This is a genomic window from Pedobacter africanus, assembly GCF_040548825.1.
GTDB lineage: Bacteria > Bacteroidota > Bacteroidia > Sphingobacteriales > Sphingobacteriaceae > Pedobacter > Pedobacter africanus_A.
In genome coordinates this window covers 1,810,551-1,823,105 of the sequence record NZ_JBEPSL010000001.1, presented here as the reverse complement: position 1 = coordinate 1,823,105, position 12,555 = coordinate 1,810,551, and the positions used below count along the sequence as shown (strand labels likewise).

Genomic DNA, 12,555 nt, shown 5'->3' with positions numbered 1-12,555 from the left:
TTGCTATTCCGGTTCGTCTACAGGTTCCCAAAGTTCGATAACATTTCCTTCGGGATCGAGTACGTGAACAAATTTTCCATACTCATATTCAACGATCTCATCAATCATGGTCACATTGTCCCTTTTTAGCTCCTCTACCAGTGCAGCAATATTTTCTACCCGGTAATTGATCATAAAGGGTTTGGTAGAAGGATCAAAATACTTGGTATCCTTTGGAAATGTGGACCAAACAGTAGACCCTTTTTTTGAGGGATCATCGGCTTCCCGCCATTCAAACATTGTTCCATATTCACTGGTAGCCATCCCTAGGTTTTTGGCGTACCAATCGTTCATTGCCTGCGGATTTTCGCATTTAAAAAATACGCCGCCAAGGCCGGTTACTTTTTTCATCAGTTTTATGTTTTACATGAATATACGAACAAAAGAATTAATGTTGACCTAACATTCTGTTTCATCTGTACTGCTAACTTTCAATCTGCTAAAAAGAAGACCATGTTATCAACACCCAAAGGGATCACCGTGGAGAGGGACACACATTTTATAATAGATACCCCCGAAAATATTACTGCAACATACAAACGCCAGATGCTCGATCTGATAGATCTGGGCGGTCAGGTTAAGCGCGTACGGGCCGAACCCGGAATAGAAAATGCACAACTGATAGGACTAACAGTTTATCAAACGCAGGTAATTGCTACCTGTTGTTTAAAAAATCCGCTTCATGACTACAAACAACAGATTTTTAAAAAGGCACAGGCAAGCAGAAGTCCGGATCTGTACAATGTAGAGCTGGGGTATATTACCACCCATCCCGATTTTGAGGGCGAAAAGTACTGCCAACACCTGTTAAAAGAGTTTTTCTTTAAAATCAGCCACCTGAGTATGTTTGCCACTACCAGAAAACCTGCAATGAAACATATCCTCGAAAAATACGGCTTTTACCAATTGGGTGTGCGTTATGGCGATCAGCTTGATCTGGAACTGATGTTATATGAAGGGGCTTTTGGATAACGCGATTTTGTTGTTCCGCTCAACAATCTTATTTTTACCTTATGGGACCAATCAAAATCATCATTACAGGAACAACCGGTATGGTTGGCGAAGGGGTCTTGCTGGAATGTCTTTCAAGCCCGGATATTGAAGCGGTACTTAGCGTAAGCCGTAAACCTTCAGGGGTTAAGCATCCAAAACTGAAAGAATATATTGTGGCCGATTTTCTGGGCTTGCAAACTGACGATCCTGGACTCAGGGGGTACAATGCTTGTTTCTTTTGTGCGGGCATCAGCAGTATCGGAATGTCTGAAACAGATTATACCCGGATTACCTATGATACCACGCTGCATTTTGCAAAAGTAGTATCCGGCTTAAATCCGGAGATGACTTTTATATATGTAAGCGGAGCAAGTACAGACAGTACAGAAAAAGGCAGGGTAATGTGGGCACGTGTAAAAGGCCGTACTGAAAATGACCTTCAAAAGCTGCCTTTCAGGAAAGTCCATAATTTCCGGCCAGGTATGATGAAAGCTGTTCCCGGGCAGCAACACCTGTTAAAGCTTTATAAATATTTTGCGTGGATGTACCCCATCGTAAAGGCCCTGTTCCCCAATTCGGCAAGTACCCTGCAGCAGGTTGCTCAGGCAATGATCATTTGCGCAACTACAGACATTAGAAAACCCATTATGGAAGTGAGTGACATCAACTCCATGAAAAAATAAATGATACCTTTATACGATAAAACAGATAGTTATGATACAAACAAAAGGATATGCAGCCCAAAGCCCGGAAACTGATCTGGCTCCCTGGAATTTTGAACGCAGGGAGGTTGGTGCGCACGATGTTCAACTGGAAATATTATACTGTGGCGTTTGCCACTCAGATTTGCACCAGATCAAAAATGACTGGTTCCCAGGAGTTTTTCCGATGGTTCCGGGCCATGAAATTGTAGGCCGGGTAATAAAGGTAGGTGCACATGTGAAAAATTTCAAGACAGGTGAGCTTGCCGGTGTGGGTTGTATGGTAGATTCCTGCCAGGTTTGCGAAAATTGTAACGAAGGCCTGGAGCAATACTGCCTGGAAGGAAATACACAAACCTACAATAACCTGGATAGGAGTGGTGTGCCTACTTACGGTGGTTATTCCAACACCATTGTGGTGCGCGAGGAATTTGTACTCCACGTATCCGACAAACTCCCGCTTGCTGCTACAGCACCATTACTTTGTGCTGGTATTACCACTTATTCGCCATTAAGGCATTGGAAAGTAGGAAAAGGGCATAAACTGGCGGTTTTAGGACTTGGTGGCCTGGGCCACATGGGTGTTAAATTTGGTGTCGCTTTTGGTGCCGAAGTAACAGTATTGAGTACCTCTCCTTCAAAAGAAGCAGCGGCAAAGGCTTTAGGGGCACATCATTTTGTGGTGACCTCCGATCCGGCGCAGCTCAAAGCTGTAAGGGGCACTTTCGATTTTATCCTGGATACAGTTTCGGCCGAGCACGATATGAACCTTTACTTATCGCTTTTAAGAACCAATGGTACACACATTTGTGTGGGTGTTCCTTCAGTTCCTTATGCCATCCATCCCTTTGCCTTACTTGGCGGCAGGAAAAGCGTAGCAGGATCGGGTATAGGCGGGATTAAAGAAACCCAGGAGATGCTTGATTTTTGTGCAGCACATCAGATCGTTTCAGATATAGAACTCATCGACATTAAGGACATTACCCTGGCCTACGACCGTATGTTGAAAGGGGATGTAAGGTATCGCTTTGTTATTGATATGGCAACCTTGTAGTAAGATGAAGAAGCCGATTTTATTAGCCCTCTTTTTTACAGTAATGACATGGCATGCGCTTGCCCAGCAAAAGGCAGAAATTCCTGCAGGCTTACCTGATGCTATCTATTCGGGAAAACAAGGAGGATTACATGTACAGGGCGTTGTGGTAGATGAAGTAAATAGGTATGTCTATTTTTCTTTTACTGACAGGCTGATCAAAATGGACCTTTCAGGCAAACTGATAGGAAGTGTGATTGGGTTTGCCGGGCATCTTGGTGACCTTGATTTTGATGAAAAGAGCGGAAAGATATATGGTTCACTGGAATATAAAAATGATGCAATCGGCAAAGGGATCAGAAAGGAACTGGGACTGAAAAATAAGAATGAGACCGGTTTTTACATCGCTATATTTGACGGTTCCCATATCGTACGCCCCAACATGAACGCAGAAAAGGAAGATTTGCTGCGTACCGTTTATTTGGCAGAGCCGGTAAAAGATTATGAGGCCAGCGTAAAGGTGGGAACAGAAATAAAGCCCCATCGCTTTGCCTGTTCAGGTATAGACGGGGTTGCTTTTGCCCCGGAGATAGGGGGGACAGTGGCTGGTAAAAAGTACCTGTATGTAGCCTACGGTGTTTATGGCGATACCGACCGGGATGACAATGATCACCAGGTCTTATTAAAATATGATGTTGCCAACTGGGATAAGTATGCACAGCACCTATCGCAGGACCAGTTGCACCATTCCGGGCCAGCAAAACCCCTCGAAAAATATTTTGTAAAAACCGGTAGTACGCGCTATGGTATCCAGAACCTGGCATACGATAGCCATACCGGGAATTTTTTCGCGGCAGTATACCGTGGCGCAAAAACACAGTTTCCGAATTACGACTTGTTTGTGATTGACGGGCAGCGGAAACCGGCAACCAGCCAAATTGTATCAGACAACAAAGAAATGAAAGTTAAAACACTTTCTTTATTACAGGCCGGACCACAGGATCCAAAAACAGGTATCAGAGGATGGAATTTTCAATGGGGAGCTACAGGATTATGCCCTTTGGGTAAGGGACTGTTTTACATCTCACACAACGAAAAGACCAACGATAACCAACAACAAACCACTGTTTTTAAATACAGATGGGTAGGAGACACTCAAAACTCATTTATAAGAGTAAAATAAATTTTTATGCGGATTAAAATTTCAATAACAGTAGCGCTGTTATTCCTTGTTATATTTAACACTAGTGCCCAGAAACTTGTAGGCGGAATCGATGTTCACGCCTTTGCAGATAACCGGGAGTATTCCAAATCAAGCCGGTTCTCCCAGAGTATACTCGGGTTAAGGTTTTCTCCGGAAATAGGCCTGGTGCTGGATAGTGTTCATCACATCAGGGGAGGTTTTAACGCCTTGCACGAATTTGGCTCACCGAAATTTGTGAACAAGATTGATCCGGTACTGTATTACAAGTTTGATAAAAAAGAGTGGAATTTTTACATGGGCATGTTTCCCAGACACAACCTGATTTCCGATTTTCCCCGGGCACTGCTTACAGATACGCTTAATTATTACCGCCCAAATGTGGAAGGCATGCTGTTAAAGTATGAAAACAGCAACTGGAAACAATTGTTGTTTATTGACTGGACCAGCAGGCAGACTGCCACAGACAGAGAGAATTTTATCTTTGGCCTTTCGGGCAGCTTTAAGAAGGACCTATTTTTTATTTCGCACTATGCCATGATGCTGCACAATGCCGGCGCAGCTATTGCTGTTCCGGACGACTACGTAGAAGATAACGGAGCTGCTGCTGTAAAAGTGGGGATAGACCTTTCAAAGAAAACATTTCTTGATTCACTGACCATCAATACCGGAGGTCTGATGTCTTTTGAGCGTATACGCAGACTTGGGGGATGGAAAACGCCTAAAGGTGTGCTGCTGGAGATGCAGATGGAATACCACAGGATTGGTGTAACCAATTCTTTTTATGCCGGTGAAGGACATAACATTAGATATGGCGATCAGTTTTATACTGCAAAAAGATACAACAGAACGGATTTGAGCTGGCGCCCCCGGATCTACAAGGGCATAGAAGGCAAGTTTACTTTATCGTTTCACTTTCTGGAAGGTGTAATAGACAGCCAGCAAAGCCTGGCTGTTCGGTATAATTTTCAGCTCTAGATAGCAGGTTGGGCTTACATTCTTTTTAAACTATAGGAATAATTTGTAGCTTAGTGTATAGTATACTTTAACGCAATTATTGATGCAGAAAAACATAGTCATACACACTAAACTTTCTAATTACGGTGAAATTGTAAGGATACCGGTCTCTTATTCTATTATTGAAGAGGATAATAACGAAAATATAAAACTGATTACCTGCAAGGTTGCCCTTGATGAATATGAAATGCCGGAATGGCTTTCGCCTACAGAATTTACCATCAGACAGGTTTATAAAACCGACAGTGGCAAAGGCGTAACTGTGGCCGAATTAGGTAATATTGCCTGCAAAAATATCGATTCTGCCAATTTTATCAGTACTACTCATGAGCACATCAAAGTAGCCGAAAAGTTCCCGAAGAAGTAAAAAAATTATTTTATACAAAATGCTTAACCATATTGCCTAAACGCTTTAAATGAAAATCCAGTTCATCATTCCATTTTAAAGCAAAATTCAAACGCAGGCAATTGTGAAACTGGTTGTGCTGTGTAAACATCCTGCCCGGTGCAAAGCTTATTTTCTGTCTTATTGCCAGATCGAACAGTTTTGCCGTGTCTATGTTCTTTTCCAATTCCAGCCACAACACAAAACCGCCCTGAGGCTGGGTGATTTTGGTGTTTTCGGGAAAATAATCTTCAATTGCTCTTTGGTATTGCAGGCAATTGGTATACAGCTTTTGCCTCAGGGTACGCAGGTGATGGTCGTAGCGTCCGTATTCCATAAAGTCGGCAATTACCTCCTGGTATAGTGGTGGCGTTGATATCGTGTGCAACAATTTTTGCCTGATGATTTTATCTTTATACCTGCCCGGTGCTACCCAGCCCACACGATAACCAGGGGCCAGTGATTTGGAGAATGAACCACACCACATTACGATACCCGCTTCATCATATAATTTGCAGGGAGCCGGACGCTTTGCACCAAAAAAAATGTCTCCATACAGATCGTCCTCAATCAGTGGGATGTTGTAACTGGTAAGCATTTTTACCACTTCCTTTTTATGCTCATCCGGCATGCAGCTGCCTAGCGGGTTGTTGAAGTTGCTGATCAGACAGCAGGCCTGAATGCGGGGCAGAACTTTTTTTAATGCTTCAATTTCTATTCCTGTTACCGGGTTAGTCGGAAGCTCAATAATTTTGAGGCCCAGTTCTGTCGCCATTTGCAGTATTCCAAAGTAAACCGGGCTTTCGAGTGCAATGGTATCACCAGGCTTGGTTACTGCGATAAAACAATTATAAATTGCATTCATGGCCCCGGAGGTTGTGACGACGTCCTGCTCACTGAGTTTACCTCCCCATGTAAAAGACCATCTTGAAATATTTCTCCTCAGATTGAGGTTCCCTTGTATCGGTTCATAACCCGTTCCGCTGTCGTCCATACTACGGATGACTTTAAGCACGCCCTTATTCAGCTTGGCAACAGGCAACAGGCTCTGGTCTGGAACACCTAATGAAAACTGGGTGATGGCCTTATCCTTCAGGGTGTCGAAAACCCTGATGATGAGGTCTTCGGGATGATTTTCCTTGTCTTTCAAAACTGGCTTACTGGTTGCCGGCAACAAAAGTCTTCTGCCAGTAGGCTTACTGACATAATATCCGGATTTAGGCCTGGATTCAATCAGCGATTTACCTTCCAGTTCCAGGAATGCCTGCTTAACGGTATTCAGGCTTACATCGTATATTTTTTGTACAGTCCGGATAGAAGGAAGCTTATCCCCGGTTTTAAGGGTCTGTGCGGCAATTTGCTGCTCCACTGCGCTTGCTATTTTTCGGTACAATATTTCTTTTGCCATGCTCTGCTGATTTTTAATTTAATGTAACTAACTGCATTGATTAAGCCAGTCTACCAGCCTTTTGATCGCGTTTTTTAGTGGTTGGACTGCCGATACAGTACCAACCGCCGGGCCCCAGACACTCGCAAAGCGGTTTACTGTAAAGTGATTCAGGTCTTCGCCAAGGCAACCGGTTTCAAGACTGCTGCCCATATTGATCCTGAACGTGGGTTGTCCGCTGCTATTGATGTTTACAAATGAGCAGGCAATAATATCACCGTTCTGCTCCGCCAGGCCAACGGGTAAGCCAAAATCGGTAGTCAATTCGTCTGTAGAACCATTTAAATAAAGATTAATAACTGCTGTCAGATCAGATAAGTATACTTCACGAACTTTGATGCTTGTGTTTTTTATTGCTGTTGTTTCCATATCTCAAGGCTTTATGCTACAAAATTAGGCAGCCACTGGTGTAGTATACAGATACAAAAACGTTATTTTTTATGGGTACAGTTTGGCTTTCGCAGATAGTTCTCTTTTTTATTTTCTTTTATTTATTTTAATTTGATTACAAAAAGTATAAATTACATCAACCAAACACCAGTACCCAATTGACAAACCAAGCCCATATTCTTTAACAAAAACTTAACCCAGCGCAAATACTTGAATATATAGTTTTGCGAAGCATAACAATTCCAGTTCAATGAGTACCACACCTTCTGATGTAATTTGCGGACAAGCTGATCATTTTACCAGCATTTTTAATGCGTACTGGAAAAAGCTGTATGTAATTGCCTACAGACGTTTACGGGATGAAGAGCTTGCAAAAGACATTGTGCAGGATGTATTTGTTTATTTCTGGAAGGAAAGGCACAAAATTGAAATAAGTGGTTCTTTGGAAGCTTATTTAAGAAGATCGGTTCAGTATCAGATTATTGCACATTTCAGAAAACATACCATTCATTCGAAAGCCCTGGGCTTTCTGCTGGAGAAGATGAACGAAGTGGAAATAAATATCAGGGATATTTTAACAGAACAGGATTTTGCCAACACTGTTAACTCAGAGGTTAAGGAGATGCCAGACACCATGAAGGAAATTTTCAACCTGCGCTTTAAAGATCACTCTGTACAGGAAATTTCCCAGAACCTGGGGCTTGCAGAAAAGACTGTCAGAAATAACATTTCTATTGGCCTGGTTCGCATCAGGAAGGCCATTTCAAGAGATTTCCCGGAAGACTTTTCTGCAATCTGCCTTGCACTTTACCTGATGCTAGGGGCAAAATAGTCGAGGTCTAATTTATTTTATTTTTTTTCGGGACAAACAGGGAACGAGTTCTACTCTATAGATAAAAGGGGGATATATATCCCGACAGCAATATAGAAATGAACGCAAGTCAACTTAAAAAACTGCTTACTGCTTATTTGAAGAATAGGCTGAACAAGACCGACAAAAACCTGGTCCAGAATTGGTACGATGCTTTTGGCGAATCGGAGGCAGGTGTACCGGGTTTAGGAAACCAGCGTGAAGAACAGCTGTTGAAAGACGATTTACTGAACCGCATACAAGTTCAGCTGAATCAGCCGGAACGGCCTGTGTATCGGTTAATGTCCTTCAGAAATATGGCTGCCTCCATTGTCCTGGTTGCCGGAGCGGGGCTTGCCACCTGGTTTTTTCTTGCCAAATCAGCTCAGGAGCCTAATGCAGGTATAAATCAGTTTCAGGTCATCACCACCATTTCAGGTCAAATGAAAAAAGTGATTCTTCCGGATAGTTCGGTTGTGCATCTGAATGCCAATTCGAGGATAAGGGTCCCGCATCGTTTTTCATTAAAAGACAGGCAATTTTATCTGGAAGAAGGAGAAGCGTTTTTTGAGGTAACAAAAGACAAAACCAGACCTTTTATTATCCACAGCGGACAGCTGAACGTGAAGGTGCTCGGCACTTCATTTAATGTCCGTTCTTACCGGCAGCTTTCAGATATAAAAGTAACAGTTACCACTGGTAAAGTGCGTGTTAGTGGCAACGGAATGGTTTACGGAACATTAGTTCAAGGCCAGCAGATCACTTACAATAAGGCGAACAGGGCGGTACAGCGCTCAGAAGTCCGCCCCTCAGATAACCAGGCCTGGATCAATGGAAAGGTTTATCTGGAAAAGGCAGATTTTGACGAGCTTGCTTTAACCATGCGTAACATGTACGGCGTAAGTTTAAAAAATGAAACCGCCAATAAGCTAAAATATCAATACAATTTAACCATACGATCAGACCGTTCTCTGCAGGAAACCTTAAAGTTGATCTGTGCCATCAATGGCCATCATTACAAGAAAAAAGGAAAAGAAATACTGATTTACTGAGCGCCGGTAATTCAAACGATAACAAGCTTTAAACCAATCTTACACATATGAAACAAAACTTACTGCAAATGCAGAAGGCAATGCGTATTACATTATTAGCATTTGCACTTGTGTTTTCGGCCTCACAACTGCTGTTCGCAGTCAGCGGCCGGGCGCAGGTTCTTGAACAGCGATTGAACATTTCAATAGACAAAGGAAACCTGTATCAGGCAGTCAAAAAACTGGAAAAAGCAGGAAAGATGGAATTTGCATTCGACAATGCAGTTCTTACCCTGGAGAAGTTCAATGTAAACAATCTGGTATTTAAACAAACACGTTTGGCTGAGATACTGGAAAAACTATTTGCCGGAACAAACATCGGTTTTAAAACCGAGGGTGGCTCCAGTATTCGTTTCTTTAAAAAGCAGAAACCCGGAAAAATCAGCGGGAAAGTTACTGACGACAAAGGCGAAAGCCTGCCAGGAGTAGGGATCAGGGTACCCGAGCTGAACCGTAGCTTTACCACCGATTCCGCTGGTAACTACGCTATTGCAGCTCCTCCCGGGCGGTATACGATCGAAGTCAGCTATATTTCTTTTAAGACACAACGCTTCACCAATGTTGAAGTCCGGGAGTCGGTAACCACCACGCTAAATGTAGTCATGATCGCACAGGCCGGCAACCTCGATGAAGTAGTTGTAATTGGCTATGGAACAGTTAAAAAAAGTGACCTTACGGGTGCTGTTACAGTGTTGAAAATGAAAGATATAGAAAATGTACCTGTAGTAAGAGTAGACCAGATGTTGCAGGGGCGCATAGCAGGTGCAGAGATTGTAAGCACAAGCGGTGAACCTGGTGCCGGGACCTCCATACGCATCAGGGGTACACGTTCCATTTCGGCTACAAACGAACCGCTTTATGTTGTTGATGGTGTGTTGGACGCAGTGAGCAGCCTGAACGACCTGAACCCCGGAGATATTGAATCTATCCAGGTGCTTAAAGACGCTTCATCTACAGCTATTTATGGATCAAGAGGAAGCAATGGTGTAATTTTAATCACCACCAAAACCGGTGGTACGGATGGAAAAACCAATTTCACCTTCCGTTCAGATCTGGGGCAGTCTGTTTTGCCCCGCTTTCTGGATCTGATGAATGCCCGGGAATTTGCGGAGCTTCAAAACGACCGTTTCTATTTCAGCAGTACCGCAAATCAAAGCAAACCAATCGAAGAATATCCCTATAAAAACCCGGCTGCCCTTGGCGAGGGTACCAACTGGACCAAAGAAATTACTAGGACTGCACCTTATCAGAACCATACTTTCTCAATGGCCGGAGGCGATAAATCCACCAATTACTATTTCTCTGCCAACTATAACGATACAGGGGGCATTATTCTGAGCAGTGGCATGAAACGCATCCAGTCCCGCCTTAACCTGGATAAGACTTTTAATAAATATGTAAAGTCCGGAGTCCGGCTAAACTACTCCTACATCAATCAGGATGTAAATAAGGTAGATGTCGGAACGAGCACACTCTGGTATCGCTCAACGGTGTTTCTGGCACCAACCATAGCAGCCTATAAGCCCGATGGTAGCTTAAACGATTTCAATACACAATGGTATACCGGAACTTTATTTGATTCTCCGCTGGCCAATTCCCTGCTGCAAAAGAAAGACCAGGTGAAGAAAACACTTTCGGCCATGCTTTATGTGGAGGTAAGCCCCCTGAAATCCCTTAAATTAAAAAGTTCAGTATCATTTTATGATTACAACAGGTTCGACGATACCTTTTATCCATCCACATTACCCACAAGGATGAGTAAGAATACCGGAGCTTATGCTTACAAAAGAGGGTTTAAGGACAACAACATCCTGAATGAAAATACGATCAGTTACAAAAAGGTGTGGAATAAACGCCATAACCTGGATGCCGTATATGGCATTACATTCCAGACCTTCTGGACAACCGATCTGTACGCCAGCGGCGATGGTTATTTTATAGATGACATCGAAACAAATGATCTGGCAGCAGTTCCAACGAAAGAAACCCTGAATGCCGGGTCGAGCCTGGAACGTCAGCACAAGATTTCCAACCTGGCCAGGGTAAACTACAATTACGGTGGTAAATATTACCTTACTGTTACCGCAAGGGCAGATGCAGCTTCAAACTTTGCTGCGAATCATAAATGGGGTTATTTTCCATCGGCTGCAATAAAGTGGAATGTACTCAAAGAAGATTTTATGAAGCCTTTAAAAGGTGTCAGTGAGCTGGCACTTCGTCTAAGCGGAGGGGTTTCCGGTAATGACGCCATTTCTAAATACCAATCCCTGGCACGCATGTCCTCAAATGCCAATGGGTATATATTCGGCGGACTTACACCAGTGGCCTATTACCCAACACGCATCACCAATGAGGGGCTGACCTGGGAAAAGACAACTTCCTACAATGCCGGTCTCGACGTCGCCATTTTAAAGAACCGCCTGGCCTTTACCCTCGATGCTTACACCAGCAACACTACCGATCTGCTGCTTACCGTGCAATTGCCTACCCATGTAGGCTACACCAGCAGGTTAACCAATATCGGCAAAACATCCAACAAAGGACTCGAACTTGCCATAGATGCCAAAAACATTACCCGTAAAAATTTTAGCTGGTCTACCACGATAACCTTAGCGCACAACAAACAAATGGTGGAAGATATCGGGGGGCTGGACAAAATCTCGGCCTATAACAATGGTTTTGGTGCCCAGTACATGATGTACGGGTATGTAAAAGGTAAACCGCTAAATGCACTATGGGGAATGCAGTATGCGGGCGTATGGAAATCGCAGGCAGAAATAACCCAAAACCTTAGCGATAAAAAATATGCTTCCTCGGCTGTCAACTTTTATCAGCCCGGCCGCCAGCGTTATATAGACCAGAACAACGATGGGATACTGGACAACAGCGACCTGGTTTACCTGGGAAATGCAGATCCAAAACTTTATGGCGGAATCCAGAACAACTTCAACATTTATGGTTTTAATGTCGGTTTTTTCCTGAACTATTCAATCGGCGGAAAAATCTATAACCCTGTTGAACTCTTTATGGGCACGGGTACTTACCTCTCAAATCAGTTCAGGTATATGGTAAATGCCTGGCATCCGGTGCGTAACCCTGCTTCAGACTATCCAAGAGCAGATTCCAAAGATGACATCCCTAACGACCGCTTTGTGCATAGCGCCAGCTTCCTGAGGTTAAAGAATGCTTCGATAGGCTATACGTTTAACCTTTCCCGGCCTACCAATAACCTGTTAAAATCGCTTACACTTACAGCAAACGGCAACAATATCTATCTGTGGAAATACTACAATGGCTACGACCCGGAAGTTTCTACCGAAAGTGAAGGTTCAACCCTCAGAAGAATGGATAATGGTGCCTATCCAAATAGCCGTACCCTAACTTTTAGTGCGGAACTAAAATTCTAAT

12 protein-coding genes are annotated in these 12,555 nt (G+C 43.4%); 9 read left to right on the top strand and 3 right to left on the bottom strand.

Features of this window, described 5'->3' with window-relative positions:
* Nucleotides 1-3 precede the first annotated feature (3 nt).
* Nucleotides 4-390, bottom strand: a complete 387-nt coding sequence (locus tag ABIE26_RS07400; protein WP_310138407.1) for a VOC family protein — start codon at nt 388-390, stop codon at nt 4-6.
* A 102-nt stretch (nt 391-492) separates the two neighbouring features.
* Here ABIE26_RS07400 and ABIE26_RS07395 point away from each other — a divergent pair, with 102 nt between their 5' ends.
* The 6 genes from ABIE26_RS07395 (at nt 493) to ABIE26_RS07370 (ending at nt 5,351) form a co-directional block, all read left to right on the top strand.
* Complete coding sequence (locus ABIE26_RS07395; RefSeq protein ID WP_310138410.1) at nt 493-1,011, top strand: hypothetical protein; 519 nt, start codon at nt 493-495, stop codon at nt 1,009-1,011.
* A 41-nt stretch (nt 1,012-1,052) separates the two neighbouring features.
* The gene (locus ABIE26_RS07390) at nt 1,053-1,715 is read left to right on the top strand and encodes an epimerase (protein WP_310138412.1); all 663 of its coding nucleotides are present in this window, start codon (nt 1,053-1,055) and stop codon (nt 1,713-1,715) included.
* Nucleotides 1,716-1,746: 31 nt separating this feature from the next.
* On the top strand, nt 1,747-2,787 hold the full coding sequence (locus ABIE26_RS07385) for an NAD(P)-dependent alcohol dehydrogenase (protein ID WP_310138414.1): 1,041 nt from the start codon (nt 1,747-1,749) through the stop codon (nt 2,785-2,787).
* 4 nt (nt 2,788-2,791) lie between these two features.
* Nucleotides 2,792-3,949, top strand: coding sequence for a hypothetical protein (locus ABIE26_RS07380; protein ID WP_310138415.1), 1,158 nt, complete (start codon nt 2,792-2,794; stop codon nt 3,947-3,949).
* Between the two features lie 6 nt (nt 3,950-3,955).
* On the top strand, nt 3,956-4,945 hold the full coding sequence (locus ABIE26_RS07375; RefSeq protein WP_310138416.1) for a hypothetical protein: 990 nt from the start codon (nt 3,956-3,958) through the stop codon (nt 4,943-4,945).
* Between the two features lie 82 nt (nt 4,946-5,027).
* Nucleotides 5,028-5,351, top strand: a complete 324-nt coding sequence (locus ABIE26_RS07370; protein WP_310138417.1) for a hypothetical protein — start codon at nt 5,028-5,030, stop codon at nt 5,349-5,351.
* A 10-nt stretch (nt 5,352-5,361) separates the two neighbouring features.
* Here ABIE26_RS07370 and ABIE26_RS07365 read toward each other — a convergent pair whose 3' ends face one another.
* Together ABIE26_RS07365 and ABIE26_RS07360 are read right to left on the bottom strand one after the other, a co-directional pair.
* Nucleotides 5,362-6,777, bottom strand: a complete 1,416-nt coding sequence (locus tag ABIE26_RS07365; protein ID WP_310138418.1) for a PLP-dependent aminotransferase family protein — start codon at nt 6,775-6,777, stop codon at nt 5,362-5,364.
* Between the two features lie 27 nt (nt 6,778-6,804).
* Nucleotides 6,805-7,185 carry a hypothetical protein gene (locus tag ABIE26_RS07360; protein WP_310138420.1) on the bottom strand — a complete coding sequence of 127 codons (381 nt, stop codon included), beginning with the start codon at nt 7,183-7,185 and terminating at the stop codon, nt 6,805-6,807.
* 271 nt (nt 7,186-7,456) lie between these two features.
* Between ABIE26_RS07360 and ABIE26_RS07355 the strand changes: the two genes are divergently transcribed.
* From ABIE26_RS07355 to ABIE26_RS07345, 3 genes are all read left to right on the top strand, one after another.
* Nucleotides 7,457-8,038 (top strand): RNA polymerase sigma factor, encoded by a 582-nt coding sequence (locus ABIE26_RS07355; RefSeq protein ID WP_310138422.1) that lies wholly within the window; start codon nt 7,457-7,459, stop codon nt 8,036-8,038.
* A gap of 98 nt (nt 8,039-8,136) precedes the next feature.
* Nucleotides 8,137-9,108, top strand: coding sequence for a FecR family protein (locus ABIE26_RS07350; RefSeq protein ID WP_310138424.1), 972 nt, complete (start codon nt 8,137-8,139; stop codon nt 9,106-9,108).
* A 47-nt stretch (nt 9,109-9,155) separates the two neighbouring features.
* Entirely contained in the window at nt 9,156-12,554 is a 3,399-nt protein-coding gene (locus ABIE26_RS07345; protein WP_310138425.1) for a SusC/RagA family TonB-linked outer membrane protein, read from the top strand.
* Nucleotide 12,555 lies beyond the last annotated feature (1 nt).